Annotated in this window: 12 protein-coding genes and 1 riboswitch; of the genes, 1 reads left to right on the forward strand and 11 read right to left on the reverse strand. The window is 44.5% G+C overall.

Features of this window, described 5'->3' with window-relative positions:
• Window positions 1-75: 75 nt before the first annotated feature.
• The 5 genes from B9T26_RS06980 to B9T26_RS07000 form a co-directional block, all read right to left on the reverse strand.
• Window positions 76-873, reverse strand: a complete 798-nt coding sequence (locus B9T26_RS06980) for an MBL fold metallo-hydrolase (protein WP_086199084.1) — start codon at window positions 871-873, stop codon at window positions 76-78.
• A 179-nt stretch (window positions 874-1,052) separates the two neighbouring features.
• Window positions 1,053-1,631 carry a TMEM165/GDT1 family protein gene (locus tag B9T26_RS06985; RefSeq protein WP_086199003.1) on the reverse strand — a complete coding sequence of 193 codons (579 nt, stop codon included), beginning with the start codon at window positions 1,629-1,631 and terminating at the stop codon, window positions 1,053-1,055.
• A gap of 75 nt (window positions 1,632-1,706) precedes the next feature.
• Window positions 1,707-1,851: riboswitch (yybP-ykoY riboswitch) on the reverse strand.
• A 187-nt stretch (window positions 1,852-2,038) separates the two neighbouring features.
• Complete coding sequence (locus B9T26_RS06990; protein WP_086199004.1) at window positions 2,039-4,063, reverse strand: 2-oxo acid dehydrogenase subunit E2; 2,025 nt, start codon at window positions 4,061-4,063, stop codon at window positions 2,039-2,041.
• A gap of 2 nt (window positions 4,064-4,065) precedes the next feature.
• Window positions 4,066-6,780 (reverse strand): pyruvate dehydrogenase (acetyl-transferring), homodimeric type, encoded by a 2,715-nt coding sequence (gene aceE / locus B9T26_RS06995; RefSeq protein ID WP_086199005.1) that lies wholly within the window; start codon window positions 6,778-6,780, stop codon window positions 4,066-4,068.
• 283 nt (window positions 6,781-7,063) lie between these two features.
• A complete protein-coding gene (locus B9T26_RS07000; RefSeq protein ID WP_086199006.1) occupies window positions 7,064-7,753 on the reverse strand; it encodes a M23 family metallopeptidase in 690 nt (229 codons plus the stop codon).
• A 107-nt stretch (window positions 7,754-7,860) separates the two neighbouring features.
• On the opposite strand from B9T26_RS07000, the gene B9T26_RS07005 reads away from it, so the two are divergent.
• A complete protein-coding gene (locus tag B9T26_RS07005) occupies window positions 7,861-8,301 on the forward strand; it encodes a DUF721 domain-containing protein (RefSeq protein ID WP_086199007.1) in 441 nt (146 codons plus the stop codon).
• A 97-nt stretch (window positions 8,302-8,398) separates the two neighbouring features.
• Here the strand turns inward: B9T26_RS07005 and lpxC are convergent, their stop codons facing one another.
• The 6 genes from lpxC to murC all read right to left on the reverse strand — a co-directional run bounded on the left by lpxC (window position 8,399) and on the right by murC (window position 15,402).
• Window positions 8,399-9,301: a UDP-3-O-acyl-N-acetylglucosamine deacetylase gene (gene lpxC / locus B9T26_RS07010; protein WP_086199008.1), complete on the reverse strand. Its 903-nt coding sequence runs from the start codon at window positions 9,299-9,301 to the stop codon at window positions 8,399-8,401.
• A 124-nt stretch (window positions 9,302-9,425) separates the two neighbouring features.
• A complete protein-coding gene (ftsZ, locus tag B9T26_RS07015) occupies window positions 9,426-10,616 on the reverse strand; it encodes a cell division protein FtsZ (protein WP_086199009.1) in 1,191 nt (396 codons plus the stop codon).
• Window positions 10,617-10,775: 159 nt separating this feature from the next.
• The gene (gene ftsA, locus B9T26_RS07020) at window positions 10,776-12,038 is read right to left on the reverse strand and encodes a cell division protein FtsA (protein WP_086199010.1); all 1,263 of its coding nucleotides are present in this window, start codon (window positions 12,036-12,038) and stop codon (window positions 10,776-10,778) included.
• Window positions 12,039-12,109: 71 nt separating this feature from the next.
• Entirely contained in the window at window positions 12,110-12,964 is an 855-nt protein-coding gene (locus B9T26_RS07025; RefSeq protein WP_086199011.1) for a cell division protein FtsQ/DivIB, read from the reverse strand.
• A gap of 3 nt (window positions 12,965-12,967) precedes the next feature.
• On the reverse strand, window positions 12,968-13,897 hold the full coding sequence (locus tag B9T26_RS07030) for a D-alanine--D-alanine ligase (RefSeq protein WP_086199012.1): 930 nt from the start codon (window positions 13,895-13,897) through the stop codon (window positions 12,968-12,970).
• Between the two features lie 56 nt (window positions 13,898-13,953).
• Window positions 13,954-15,402, reverse strand: a complete 1,449-nt coding sequence (murC, locus tag B9T26_RS07035) for a UDP-N-acetylmuramate--L-alanine ligase (protein WP_086199013.1) — start codon at window positions 15,400-15,402, stop codon at window positions 13,954-13,956.
• Between the last annotated feature and the right edge of the window lie 6 nt (window positions 15,403-15,408).

The raw sequence follows: 15,408 nt of genomic DNA on the forward strand, positions 1-15,408 counted from the left end.
AACATATTTTTTAGTGCGAAAATCTTAAAAAATGTTGCGCTTTAACTCAAGCTTTTTTCATCTATTTAAGATTTATTATTCGGGACAGGTAAATACAGTTTCATCCATTAAATCGACACCGCATTCCAGAGTTTCAATCCAGTCCAGAAATTGATTCACCTGCTCTTTGCCAATGAATGGCGTACCATGCTGCGGCACAATCATTTCTACGTCCATGGTACGAACCATTTGCACCCAGAGACGGATCACTTTATTGCAACACATATAGCGCTGATGGAAGCCTTTCATCTTTGGAATATGCGCAGCAAAATTTTCCAGCGGTTTAGAGGCATCTTCAACCATAGATGCGCCCATATCACCAGAAAACAGAATTTTGGCAATCGGATCATAGAACTGGAAATTACCGACCGAGTGCAGAAAATGCGCCGGAACGGCAACAATGCTCGATTCACCTAGCTGGATCACCTGACCATGGTCAGGTAGCTCGACCAAACGATCAAGCCAGTTCCCTTTCATCCGGTCACTCATGAAAGCCGAATTCAAATGCGGTAAGAAACGCGCCCATAATTTGGATGCCACCACTTTGGCCTCGGTATAGACCAGCCAGCGTGGCATAGAAGTAATAATGTCGGGGTCTTGATGGGATGCCATCACATAATCAAGATTGGTCAAGCGGGTATATTTGTTCAGTTCCATGGTCAGCGGAACATAGGTTAAGTCGCCGCCTGGATCCAGCACTGCTGCACGTTCATGATCGAGGATTAGAAACTGGTTTGCCTGTACACCTTCACCTTTCACTAAACTGGTAAAACTAATACATTTATGCGTACCATTATCAAATAGTACTTGTGATGTGGTGCGATCAAACGCCATACCCATTCCCCAGAATATCGTTTTTAATTAAATTTTTAATTCCTCACAACATATATGGATTTATGGAAATTTACAACAAAATAACATCTTAATATTGGTATATTTATCAGTAAATTGTGCTGCATTTCACAATAAAAAATCCCGACAAAAATGCCAGGATTTTTTAATACTCTTCAAGTTTAAAAGAAATAATGCTGAAGCAGTGCCGCCACACCAATCACTAAAAATACGATTGCACCAATTTTATGAATCAGTGAAATAGGCAGTTTTTCTGCCAGTTTGTTCCCAATAAACACCGCAGGTGCATTGACCAGCATAATGCCCAGTGTGGTTCCCAGCGTCACCCAGCCCACACTGTCAAAGCGCGCGGCAAGTGCTACGGTAGCAATCTGGGTTTTATCGCCAATTTCGGCCAGAAAGAACAACACAAAAGTGGCACCAAATACGCCATATTTTTGCCATTTATTAATACTTTCAGTTTCATCATCCAGTTCATCTGGAATCAGCATCCAGGCAGCCATCCCAATAAAGCCGAGGGAAACAATCCATAACAATACGGTCGGGCTCAGCACAGTGGTAATCCATTGACCCAGGACAGCGGAAACACCATGGTTCACAACGGTCGCCAGAAAAATTGCGATCAGAATAGGGACAGGTTTACGGAAACGCGCAGCCAGCAGCAAAGCCAGCAATTGAGTTTTGTCCCCCATTTCGGACAGGGCAACAACAGCTAAAGAAATCAGAAAGGCTGAAAGCATGATGTATTTCTCTGGCTAGCATATATCAAACCTATGACTCACCCCTCCTGCTAGCCAAATTGTGCAGAGTGGTAAATCAAAGGTCTTGCCAACAAAAAGAAAAACATGATCAAAAGATCATTTGGTTCTTTGCTATGATGACCATGTTCTGTGGAACAATTATGTTGATCATCACCTTTTTACATTGCGTAAAAAGCGGCTACTCCCCAATGAAGTGCATGCATTTTAAGCTGAAAGATAATTTTTTTCAAATAACTTTAAAAATATCATTTTTAAGCTGAGTAATATTGACCGGACTTTACTCACATTTATCTACTTCATATTGATGAACATCTGCATTTCTGCGCATCAAAAGCTTTCACAAAAAAACCCTGCCGAAGCAGGGTTTTATCTACCATAGACTTAAATTAGAGCAATAAGCTACGGATGTCCGCTAACAATTTGGTTAGTTTATGGGTAAAGCGTGCTGCATCTGCGCCATTAATCACACGGTGATCATAAGACAATGACAATGGAAGCATCAATTTAGGATCAAAGCCTGCACCATTCCAAACCGGTTGCATGGTGGCAGGTGAAATACCCAAGATCGCCACCTGAGGCCAGTTCACCAATGGGGTGAATGCAGTACCCCCAATAGAACCCAGGCTGGTAATGGTGAAGTTTGCACCTTGCAAGTCTTTCGGTGACAATTTTTTGTCACGCGCTTTCTTGCTCAGCTCACCCAACTCAACCGCAATTTGCTTAATGGATTTTTGATCGGGATTGCGAAGTACCGGAACGGTTAAACCATCTGGAGTTGCCACAGCAATACCCATATGGATTTCATTACGTAGCAATACCGATTTTTGGTCATCCGCTAAATGGCCGGCAAAATATGGCTCTTCCTTCAACAGATGAGCCACTGCTTTGGCAATGAAAGCCAAAATCGTCAAACTGATACCATCTTGTTTAAACTTGGCTTTGAGCTCGCCGCGCCATGCTTCAAGTTCGGTAATATCTGCCAGGTCAAACTGCGTGACTTGAGGAATGAAGTTATTCAATGACAATTGAGGCACAGATACCTGCTGTAAGCGTGTCATTGCTTTTTCTTCAGTACCGCCAAAAGCACTAAAATCAGGAAGTTTAGGCAAACCAGAAACTGGAGCTACAGCCTGTGCAACAGGAGCTGCTTGCGGAGCTGTCAGACGTGTTTTCACATAGGCAAATACATCTTCTTTCATCAAGCGGTCATGTGTCCCAGATGCTTTTACTTGTGACAACACTACACCCAATTCACGTGCCAGTTTACGTACCGCAGGCCCTGCATATACCTTGGCATTGGCAGCGCTTTGCTCTTGGGTCAGCTTATCAGCCGATTGAACTGGTGCTTGCTCTACAGATGCAGCTGCTTGTGGTGCTGCTGCCGGAGCCGGTGCTGCTTTGGCTGCGGGAGCAGCTTCAGCTTTGGCTGGCTGAGCTACAGCAGCTGCTGCCTGTCCTTCCGCTTCAATGGTCACCAAAGCCACACCTTGTGAGACATTTTGCCCCACTTGTACGTGAATGGCTTTAATCACCCCTGCCGACGGGCTTGGCACTTCAACGGTCGCTTTATCAGATTCAACCACAATAATGCTTTGATCAGCTTCGACCGTGTCACCGACTTGAACTAAAATTTCCGCGACTGCAGCTTTGTCTACACCCAGATCAGGCACAGCTATTTCGATGTCTCCACTTGGTGCAGAGGCTACAGGTGCTTCAACTGCCGTTTCTGCTTTTGCCGCAGTCACAGGTACAGTTTCTGTAGTAGGTGCTGTGCTTTGTACTGCTTCAGCACCAGAAGATGCTGTTTTCACTTTTAGCAGAACCACACCCTCTTTGACTGTGTCACCTTCCCGAATTTCAACGCTCTCAACCGTACCTGAAACGGTACTTGGCACTTCTACAGTGGCTTTATCTGATTCCACCACCACAATGCTTTGATCGACAGCAATTTCATCACCTACCTGAACCAGAATTTCACCAACCAGGGCTTTTTCTACGCCAATGTCAGGTACTTGCACCTCAACCACTGAAGAGCTGCCGGTCGGAGTCTTCGCTGCTGAAACTGCTGGTTGATGGGATGCCAGTTCTTGCATAATTTCTTTATCAGGCAAAGAAGTCGGAGTATTTTCCGAAGTTTTCTGTGAAGCATCTGCTTCCTGGACTTCAGTCGCGCCAGTTGAACCGTCCTCAGCTTCCAGTTCAATCAGCACGGAACCTTCAGAAACCACATCGCCTGCTGCAACCGTAATACTTTTCACGATCCCTGCTGAAGTGCTTGGCACTTCAACAGAGGCTTTATCCGACTCAAGCAACACCAGGCTGTCATCTACAGCAACGCTATCGCCCACTTTCACTAAAATTTCAGCAACGGTGGCTTTATCTACCCCAATATCAGGTGTTTTGATTTGCATGCTTAGTTCTCCTCACCTGATTGTTCTTTATAGTCAGCCACTGCCTGAACTTCAGGGTGTGCTTGAGGTGCCCAAGCGACTGGACGATCAGTATCTAGTTCGAAGCTGGAGATGGCATCTTTCACCAAACGCGCATCAACTTCGCCTTCATCGGCTAGTTTCTTCAAGGTTGCCACTACAATATGCGCGGCATCCACACCGAAGTAACTACGCAAATTGCCACGGGTATCTGAACGGCCGTAACCATCGGTACCCAAGGCTACGAATGGACGGTTGTCTGGAAGATAGGCACGGATCTGTTCGCTGTATGCACGCATATGATCGGTTGCAGAAACCACAATACCGTCAGTATCACGCAATTGTTGTGACACCCAAGATTCCTTCGCTTCTTCAGTCAATGGATGCAGGCGGTTGTATTCTTCACAAGCCATACCATCACGCGCCAATTCGTTGAAGCTTGTTACACTCCACACGTTTGAGTGAATCTGGTATTCATCACGCAAGATTTTCGCTGCTTTAATCACTTCACGAAGAATCACGCCCGAACCCATCAGCTGGACAGTGGCTTTTTCATCTTCTTCAAGCAGATACATACCACGCTTGATGCCTTCTTCCACGCCTTGCGGCATTTCAGGATGCTCATAGTTTTCGTTCATCACGGTCAGGTAATAGAACACGCGTTCCTGATTGACATACATGCGTTGCAAACCATCGTGTACGATGACCGCCAGTTCATAACCGAAACATGGGTCATAAGACACACAGTTTGGAATGGTATTGGCCAGAATGTGCGAATGGCCATCTTGATGCTGCAAACCTTCACCGTTCAATGTGGTACGGCCGGCAGTTGCACCCAGCAAGAAACCTTGAGCCTGTGCATCACCGGCTGCCCATGCGATGTCACCAATACGCTGGAAACCGAACATCGAGTAATACATGTACATTGGAATCATTGGCAGGTTATTGGTTGAATAACTGGTCGCCAACGCTGCCCATGCACTCATCGCGCCGGCTTCATTAATTCCTTCCTGCAACATGTGACCATCTTTGGCTTCACGGTAGTTCATCAGCTGTTCTTGGTCTTCAGGGGTATATTTCTGACCATGTGCAGCATAGATCCCCAGCTGACGGAACATGCCTTCTAAACCAAAGGTTCGTGCTTCATCGGGTACGATTGGCACCACGCGGTCTTTGATTGCTTTTTCTTTCAACAGTGCTGAGATTAAGCGAACCATGACCATCGTGGTTGATTGTTGCTTGCCATTTGAACCTTTGAGTACAGCATCAAATACTGAAAGTTCTGGAATTGCCAAAACTTCACTTTCTTTACGACGCGCTGGTAAATAGCCACCCAATGCTTCACGACGCGCCTTCATATATTTAATTTCAGGCGAATTTTCACTTGGACGGTAGAATGGAACTTCTTCAAGCTGTTCATCGGTAAATGGCAAGTTGAAACGATTACGTACATACTTTAATGATTCAAGCTGCATTTTCTTGATTTGGTGGGTTTTGTTCACCGCTTCAATTTCTTCAGATAAGCCATAACCTTTTACAGTCTTCGCCAGGATCACTGTTGGTTGGCCTGTCGATTTCATCGCTTCAGCATATGCAGCATAGACTTTGTATGGATCGTGACCACCGCGATTTAAGTTATCGATATCTTCGTCGCTTAAATCTTTTACCAATGCTTCTGCTTCTGGGTATTTACCAAAGAAGTGTGCACGCGTATACGCCCCACCTTTTACCTGGTAGCGCTGGTAATCACCATCCACCGCTTCTTCCATCACCGCTTTCAATGCACCGGACTTATCTTTTGCCAGTAACGGATCCCAATGACGACCCCACACGACTTTAATCACGCGCCAGCCGGCACCACGGAATAAAGATTCAAGTTCCTGAATGATTTTACCGTTACCACGTACCGGACCATCGAGACGTTGTAAGTTACAGTTCACAACCCATACCAGGTTGTCTAACTTTTCACGGCCAGCAAGTGAAATCGCACCTGTACTTTCTGGCTCATCCATCTCACCATCGCCGAGGTAAGCCCAGACTTTACGGTCTTCTTCTTTAATCAGGCTGCGGTTCATCAGGTATTTTTGAATATGCGCCTGATAGATTGACATGATCGGCCCCAGACCCATGGATACGGTCGGGAACTGCCAATAATCCGGCATCAAGTACGGATGCGGGTAACTTGGCAAACCATTACCACCGACTTCACGGCGGAAATTATTCAGTTGATCTTCAGTCAAACGGCCTTCAAGGAATGAACGTGCATAAATCCCTGGTGCACAGTGACCTTGGTAATAGATCATATCACCACCAAAGTGGTCGCTATTGGCACGGAAGAAGTGGTTAAAACCAACATCGTACAAGGTTGCAGAAGATGCAAAACTGGCCAAGTGGCCACCCAAATCATCACCGGTTTTATTGGCACGTAACACCATCGCCAAGGCATTCCAGCGAATCAGGGCGCGAATACGACGCTCCATATCCTGATCACCTGGCATAGCCGGTGTTTCATCCACAGAAATGGTATTTAAGTAAGGAGTATTTAGACGCTGAATGGGAACATGCTTGGCAATCGCGCGCTGATAGAGTTTTTCTAATAAAAATGCAGCACGATCTGTACCCATATGTTGTAAAACCGAGTCAAATGCGTCTTGCCATTCTTGGGTTTCTTGCGCGTCGGTATCACCATAGAACGCCATATTTCACCTATTCCTTGAACTTATTTATAGTCTCTATATGTACCATACTTTAGAGAGCATCAGTTATTGCTACAGCTGAATACGGAATAGCACTATTATTTAGATAATAAATACTCATTGACCATTCTTTACGCAATAAAACAAAAAACCGCCAATAAGGGCGGTTTTTTATACAATAACTATTCTCTTGAATGATACTCTTATATTCGAAAGCTCTAACAGCCTTAGAGTTACTCTTTAATGAATATGCAAATACCTGTAGTTCTCAATTGTCGTTATCCACTTATGGCAGCATTGCTAAATAAGGTGATGGATTTTTACGTTGTCCATCTTTGACTACTTCATAGTGTAGATGCGGGCCGGTACAACGACCAGTACAGCCTACATTGGCAATTTGCTCGCCTGCTTCCACACGATCGCCAACACGGGCAATCAAACGGGATGCATGTGCATAGCGGGTTAAATAACCATTGCCGTGATTAATTTCCACGTATTGGCCATAACCGGTACCCCAACCTGACTTAGTCACTACACCCGGGCCAGTCGCATAAATAGGCGTACCACTTGGAGCAGACAGATCTAAACCTGAATGATGTTCAGCTCGACCACCCATGCTACGGCCACCAAAGCTTGAACTCACACGCTTCATGTCTGGAAGAGGATGAGAAACCAACCAAGAGTAAGCACTGCCAGAATAAGTTTTCGAGGAGTTTGAACCGTATTTTTTTGCTAGCGATTCATTGTTTAATTCAATTGCTTTTTCACGTAATTTAACGTTGATTCTGGTGTCAGCAGGAAGATCAATGTCATTTGATTCTGCATAAGACCCTTGAGCCAAAGTACGGGTCAATTGTTCAATGCGATCTACCGATGCATTGTTGGAGCCAGGATTTAATTCGACTAAATCTGCAAAAGCTACAGATGCGGCAGAAGCTGCCAATGAAAACGCTAATAAAATACGTCGCGTATGCATAAAAACCTCTTTTAACTGTTCTTAGTCAATGTCCTTGCGTGATCTCTTCCTTGATATCCACTAAAAGAAGTGCGTAAGATTAAGACACAAATATGTAGGAACAATGTATGTCGGAACCAGTGAACGTCTTTCAACAAACAAGAAAACACTTAAAAACAGGAAACTTTACGTTTCTCTCTACACAAGTTGCTGCATGGCAGAAACTTACAAAACTCATTCAACCGATATTGCCCCAACCAGAGCAATGGCAAGTTGTTTGTTATCAACATGGCATTTTGACGATTACAGGTGCAAATCAAGCAATGATTAGTCAACTGGCATATCTTCAAAAGCAATATATCGCCCAATTGTTACAATTAGCTGAATTTAAAGACTTACAAAAACTGCAAGTACGTTTAAGAATTCAGACGCAAGCCCCTCTAAAACCTCAATCTCTGTCCCGATCCCTTAGTCCAGATACTCAAGACTTACTTCGTGGTGCTGCCGACTTTGTAAGCGATCCTAAGCTTAGCCAAGCTATGCTACGTTTGGCAAGCAATAAAAAGTAACCAATACGGGCATAGCTTTGAATTAATAAAAAAAATATGTGAACTGTTTAACAATTCATTTTGTTATATTATAACACTCGCATTAAAAGACAATGACTTATGTCACACTGACATAAGAAATTGGACATTGAGCAATGTCATCAAATGTTACAATTTCGTAATTACTTGGATCACTTTTAACATTGCGTAATAATTGATTATTTAATGCATGACCGGACTTATAACCATCAAATTTAGCAATAATCTGGTGTCCCAAGAGATATAAATCTCCAACTGCGTCCAGAATTTTGTGACGTACGAATTCATCCGAAAAGCGAAGCCCTTCTTCATTGACCACACCGGTTTCATCCACTCCAATGGCATTGTCCAGACTGGCACCTAATGCCAGATTGTTGGCTTTCAGATAATCCAAATCTTTCATAAAACCGAAAGTTCGAGCTTCACTCACTTCGTAGACAAAAGTTTCGGTAGAAAAATCGATGGTTGCGGACTGATATTCTTTTTTAAATGCCGGATGATCAAAATCGATGGTGAAGTTGAGTTGAAAGCCATCATGAGGATGAAATACCGCGCGTTTATCATCAATGAGCGCTTCAACAGGTTTTAAAATTTTTATAAATTTTTTCGGAGCATCTTGTTCCTGTAATCCACCTTGCATCAGCAAATAGATAAATGGACCTGCACTGCCGTCCATAATTGGAACTTCTGAAGCAGAAACTTCAATAATAAGATTATCGATTCCCAGTCCGGCAATTGCACTCATGACATGTTCAATAGTACCGACTTTGGCATTCTCTTGAACAAGATTAGAACACATGAATGCTTCTTGAATCAGCATGGCATCCGCTGGAATATCCACCGGTGGATTTAAATCGATACGTCGAAATACAATGCCCCCATCCACATGGTGCGGCACAAAGTTAATTAAGACTTTTTGCCCACTATGAAGACCAATACCGCTCGCTTTCACGACACGCTGTAGGGTACGTTGTTTCAACATGTTTTTCTATCATCTGCTCATCAAACCGCTATACGTTAGCATATTTAGCCATTGATAAAAAACAAAAAGGTAGCCTTGTGACTACCTTTTCTGTTGAATTTATGCAGACTGCATAGATTTATCTTTATTTACGTTGCTGATTTTTCAAGTAATCTTGAATACTCATTGGCGTTGGACGTGCTGAACCAACTGCTGGAGATGGTGTGGCTGCGGCCTCATTTTGCTGACGCTGAATGGCTGGCACATCATCATCTTCAACCACAGCATGCGCCACATGATTAGTAGGACGTGTTGCAGACTGTACTGATGGACGTTTAACCGCCTCTGCTGAATCTGCTGAATTACGGGTCAAACCTGTCGCAATCACCGTTACGCTCAATTCATCACGTGCATCCGGATCAAATACCGTACCGTAGAACACCTGACCTTCATCCAGATCGACAATCTGATTGACTACATCGGTAATTTCTTCAATTTCACCAAAAGTCACATCATCACCACCGGTCACGTTAATTAAAATGCCTTTGGCATTCATAATAGTCACGTTATCCAAGAGTGGACTACGAATTGCTTGTTCAGCCGCCTGACGCGCACGGGTTTCACCACGACCTGAACCCACACCCATCATCGCATAACCACGCGTACTCATGGCGGTTTTCAAATCGGCGAAGTCAAGGTTGATATGACCTGGGCGAACGACAAGATCGAAGATACTACGTACCGCATTGAGCAATACATCATCGGCTTTTTTATACGCGTCTTTCATTGAAATATCGCGGAATACTTTAAGCAAACGCTGGTTAGGAATAATGATTAAAGAATCGACATGCGCTTCTAAAGCTTCAATGCCTTTTTCAGCAGACTGTTGACGGCGTTTACCTTCAAAGTTAAATGGCGTAGTGACCACACCTACAGTCAAAATACCCATTTCTTTGGCAATTTCAGCAACTACTGGCGCAGCACCGGTACCTGTACCACCACCCATACCGGCGGTGACGAATACCATGTCGGTACCTTCAAGGTGTTGGCGAATGATTTCACGGCTTTCTTCAGCAGCGGTTTGACCCACTTGAGGATTTGCACCGGCACCCAGACCACGTGTGCTTTGCTCGCCTAACTGAATTTTGAATTGGGCATTCATACGGTCTAAAGCTTGTTTGTCCGTATTGGCGCAAACAAATTTTACCCCTTGAATGTCAGATTCAAGCATATGTTGTACAGCATTACCACCAGCACCACCAACACCAAATACAGTGAAACGGGCTTGACCGTTGCTATCGTTTTGATCATCTTCTAAAAATTCAAATGAGGCCATGACCTTTGGATTTCCTAATTCGTAATTGGCAGTCACTTAAGCCCGTATACTGCCTTGATCTTAATAAAAATTGAGTTTAGGATGCTGCCCAACCTCATGCTTGTCAAGTACAAGCCGTTAGACGTACAACTTCCTTACAATATTCCCAATAAATTTCACTTAAAATATCGATTTTAACTGATTGTTTAATGCTGACCATGCCCGACCTACCCGCTTAAAAACAGTCAGTTTTTCAGGGTCTGTCGCTTCTACAATGGTATCTTGCGTATCACTTTGGCTAAACATCAATAAACCGGCAGCAGTCGTATATTGTGAACGACGTAAAGCAGCTTGATTCTGTTCGTCAGCATGCACTTGTACTGGTGGATTACCCAAATGCGCTGAAACCCCCAACATATGACGTGCCAAATTAACCATGCCTTCAATTTGACTGGCATCACCGGTCAGTACCACACCATGATACAAACCATGAATAGCCCCATTACGCTGTAACTCCTGATGAACCTGAGTCAGAATTTCTTCATAACGCGCAATAATGATTTCCGCCAGTTCAATGCGGCTGATGGTTTGCGGTCCATCAATGCCCTGAAATTGAATCATATGGTCAGGTTTTACCACTTTCAGGTCAACACAGCCATACAACAATTTCAGGCGTTCAGCTTCTTCAGTCGTAGTTTGCAATACTGCAGCAATATCACGGGTGACATGTTCACCACCACGTTGCAAAGTATGCGTCAATGCCAGACGACCATCTAGATACACGGCAATATTGGTGGTACCGGCACCAATATCGACCAAGCATACACCATATTCTTTTTCATCTTTCAGCAAACTGGCTTCAGCAGTCGCCAAACAAGAGACCACCATTTTCTCGACGCCAATATTGGCCCCTTTCAGCGCACGATCCAGATTCTGCATGGTGCTGATTGGCAACATCATGAGCTGATAATGCCCCATCATGCTATGGGCAGACATGCGAATCGGATTTTGCACCCATTCAGCAGAATCGTCCAATTCAAAACCTAAAGGTACCGCACTGACCAGATAATGATCTGAAGTCAGATGACTGGCTTTGGCCAACTCGAGCGCACGGACCACTTCACTTGTTGTAATTGTATGGTCACTATTTTCAATAGGTGTACGACCAGAGGCATAAAAGCTTTTTAATTCTGCACTTGGAATTGAAATCCAAGCGGAATGCACCCGGCATTCAGCCATATCTTCTGCTTCTTGTACGGCATTTTTAATTGCAGTGATGACCTTGTCGAGACTAACAATTTTCCCTTTATTCATGCCTCGGTTACGAGCGGTTGCCATCCCAATCACTTGGATATTGTCTGGCGCATGTACCTTACCAATCAAAACTGAAACTTTGTGTGTCCCAATGTCAATCGCAACAACCGAGGGAACAGCTTCATTCATTATCTACTACTACCATTACGTGTTTAGTTAATTTATGGCCTTAAGCCTCTATTTTATATAAAGCCGCTCAATTATGGCTTTACCATTCTCGCATCTGCAATGGTTGTGTCATCAATCGTTACAACAAAATGACCATTTACAATATTCGGCGGTGCCGAATTCTTCCATTGTATGGCCAATCCATTTCGATAGCGCAAGTCCACTGACGAAATTTTAGCCCAAACTGGTTTTAAATCACTTTGTGCCAGATGACTCAAGCGTTGAAGTTTACCCATGGTCTGATCCTGATCTACAATAATGCGTAAACCTGAATCAAACTGCATGAACCAGGTCATACGTTCTGTTAAATATAATTCTTTTAAACGAACATTGACCGGCAGGAATAACTGATTAATTTCATTGTAACGACGCATCATCATTTTTGACTGAGACGCGGGGCCATGCAGCAAAGGCAATTTCTGGTTATTTTGCGGAACCACTTCTGCAAAAATATCACCACTATCACTCAATAGTCGCCCGGTTCCCCAACGGGCAATGGCATGCCGCGGCATCACTCGCACACGAATTGAATTTGGCCATGCGCGTGAGACCACCACGCGATCGACCCAAGACAACTCTAAAGCCTGATCCCGGATTTGTTCCAGATCAGAAGTAAAATAATTTTCCGTTACTTTGGGTGCTACATGGGTCGTGACCTGGCGATTTTCAGCCTCTGAACGGGTACCCACCACATTCAGTTCTGCCACCCGCGCATCAGTCATGACGCCATACAGACCATATACCCCCACAGCCAATACCACAAGTGCAACCAGCATCAATAACCAGCCACCCAGATTCGTAAGCTTTTCCTTACGTGTAGGTGGCTTATCATGGATGGAGGTAATTGCTGCTCGTTTACGACGCATTGAAGCAGGGAGTTGAGCCATAGTTTAGTGAGCCGCAGCCGTTAAAGTTTGTTCTAAAATAGCCACACACAATTCATCAAAACTATAACCAATAGCTTTGGCAGCCTTTGGTACCAGTGAATGACTGGTCATGCCCGGAACAGTATTCACTTCCAATAACCAGAAGTTGCCCTGTTCATCCTGCATGGCATCAATACGCCCCCAACCACTTGCACCTACGGCCTGGAAAGCACGTAAACACAACGCTTGCAGACGCTTTTCTTCATCTTCGCTTAAGCCGCATGGAATGCCATACTGCACATCATTACGGTTGTATTTGGCTTCATAATCATAGAATGCCACATCTTTTGGTGGTTCCAAGCGAATGATTGGCAAAGCCTGACCATTTAAAATCACAATGGTGAACTCACGGCCAGTGATCCATTTTTCTGCCATCACCACAGCATCATGTTCAGTCGCCTTGGTAATCGCATCGGCAAAGTCTTCTTTACGTTCAACTTTACTCATGCCAATACTTGAGCCTTCATGTACCGGCTTGATAATGAATGGCAGACCGATACTGTCCACAATGGCATCCAGATCAGAATCTTTGGTCACAATGCGATATGGCGCAGTTGGCAGTTCTGAACCTTGCCATACCTGCTTGGTTTTCACCTTGTCCATACCGATAGCAGAACCTTGTACACCGGTACCGGTATAAGGCAGGTTCAACCACTCCAGCGTCCCCTGAATTTGACCATCTTCCCCACCACGACCATGCAGCACAATAAAGGCACGGTCATAGTTGACCAGTTCAGTCACACTGCGTTCTTGAGGATCAAAAGCTTCGGCATTCACCCCCGAGCGTACCAATGCTTCAAGCACCGCCTTACCACTATCTAGAGAAACCTCGCGCTCAGCCGATTTACCACCAAGCAACACGGCAACTTTGCCGAATTTTGAAGCATTTGCCACGTTTATATCCTTAAACTTTATAACTGAACGATCACATTCAAAATCACACAAGGTGATTATTTTAAATACAATTTATTTTGTGCAAGATCAATTGAGATAGCACCCACATTACCTGCGCCTTGCGTTAATAACAAGTCATTTGCCTGTAACACTTTTTGCATCGCATTGGGTAAATTGCCATCTACAGGATCAATTAAAATCGGTTCAACATCACCGCGTAAACGAATGCTGCGTGCCAAGCTACGGCTATCTGCACCCACAATCGGTTTCTCACCCGCAGGATACACTTCTAGCAATAACAATTGGTCAACTTGTGACAATACATCGACGAAGTCATCAAAGCAGTCGCGGGTACGGCTGAAGCGGTGCGGCTGGAACATCATCACCAGGCGACGGTCTGGATGACTTTGACGCGCAGCTTTAATGGTGGCTTCCACTTCTTTAGGATGGTGACCATAGTCATCTACCAGTTTCACATTACCACCTTCCAGCTCAAATTCACCTTGAACCTGAAAGCGACGGCCTACCCCGCTAAAGCCTTCTAATGCACGGCAGATCGCGCCATCAGAAACGCCTTCATCTGTTGCGATACCAATTGCCGCCAAGGCATTCAGTACATTGTGCAAACCAGGCTGATTGACAGTCACACGGAGCGGTTCACGACCTTTACGCAATACGGTAAAGTGAGTACGCATACCGTCCTGATCAACCTCGACAGCACGGATGTCATTATCTTCATTAAAGCCGTAGGTTAAAAGTGGACGGCCAATACGCGGCATAATTTCACGAATGTTGGCATCATCACCACACACCACCGCCAAGCCGTAGAATGGAAGTTTCTGCAAGAACTGTACAAAAGTATCTTTTAAAACATCAAAGCTACCACCATAAGTGTCCATATGATCGGCATCAATATTGGTCACGATGGTTGCCATAGGCTGCAAGTGCAAGAATGAAGCATCGGATTCATCTGCTTCGGCCACGATATAACGACTAGCACCCAGCGCAGCATTCACCCCGGTACGGTTCAGCAAGCCACCGATCACGTAAGTTGGATCAAGATTTTCTTCTGCCAGCATACAAGTCACCAAACTTGTAGTCGTGGTTTTACCATGGGTACCGGCAACAGCAATACCATGACGATAGCGCATCAACTCACCCAGCATTTCTGCACGGCGAACCACTGGAATACGGCTTTCAATGGCAGCCTTAATTTCCGGATTTTCAGGATCAATCGCCGTTGAAACGACCAGTACATTGGCATCTTTGATATTTTCTGCCGCATGGCCGATATAAACCTTGATGCCATTTTCTTCGAGTTGCGCCGTGGTTTTAGATGCTTTGATGTCTGAACCAGACACTTGATAACCTTGGTTCTTCAATACTTCTGCGATGCCACACATCCCTGCACCGCCGATCCCGACAAAATGAATGTGTTTGATACGGCGCATTTCAGGCACTTTGATTAATTTTTTTGCTTGCTCAACAGGACTAGATGGAGACATATATTA

The sequence above is a fragment of the Acinetobacter sp. ANC 4169 genome, assembly GCF_002135355.1.
Taxonomy (GTDB): Bacteria; Pseudomonadota; Gammaproteobacteria; order Pseudomonadales; family Moraxellaceae; genus Acinetobacter.

Coding starts and splice junctions, on each gene's coding strand:
- B9T26_RS06980 (WP_086199084.1), bottom strand. CDS start 873: ATGGCGTTTGATCGCACCACATCACAAGTACTATTTGATAATGGTACG.
- B9T26_RS06985 (WP_086199003.1), bottom strand. CDS start 1,631: ATGCTTTCAGCCTTTCTGATTTCTTTAGCTGTTGTTGCCCTGTCCGAA.
- B9T26_RS06990 (WP_086199004.1), bottom strand. CDS start 4,063: ATGCAAATCAAAACACCTGATATTGGGGTAGATAAAGCCACCGTTGCT.
- aceE (WP_086199005.1), bottom strand. CDS start 6,780: ATGGCGTTCTATGGTGATACCGACGCGCAAGAAACCCAAGAATGGCAA.
- B9T26_RS07000 (WP_086199006.1), bottom strand. CDS start 7,753: ATGCATACGCGACGTATTTTATTAGCGTTTTCATTGGCAGCTTCTGCC.
- B9T26_RS07005 (WP_086199007.1), top strand. CDS start 7,861: ATGTCGGAACCAGTGAACGTCTTTCAACAAACAAGAAAACACTTAAAA.
- lpxC (WP_086199008.1), bottom strand. CDS start 9,301: ATGTTGAAACAACGTACCCTACAGCGTGTCGTGAAAGCGAGCGGTATT.
- ftsZ (WP_086199009.1), bottom strand. CDS start 10,616: ATGGCCTCATTTGAATTTTTAGAAGATGATCAAAACGATAGCAACGGT.
- ftsA (WP_086199010.1), bottom strand. CDS start 12,038: ATGAATGAAGCTGTTCCCTCGGTTGTTGCGATTGACATTGGGACACAC.
- B9T26_RS07025 (WP_086199011.1), bottom strand. CDS start 12,964: ATGGCTCAACTCCCTGCTTCAATGCGTCGTAAACGAGCAGCAATTACC.
- murC (WP_086199013.1), bottom strand. CDS start 15,402: ATGTCTCCATCTAGTCCTGTTGAGCAAGCAAAAAAATTAATCAAAGTG.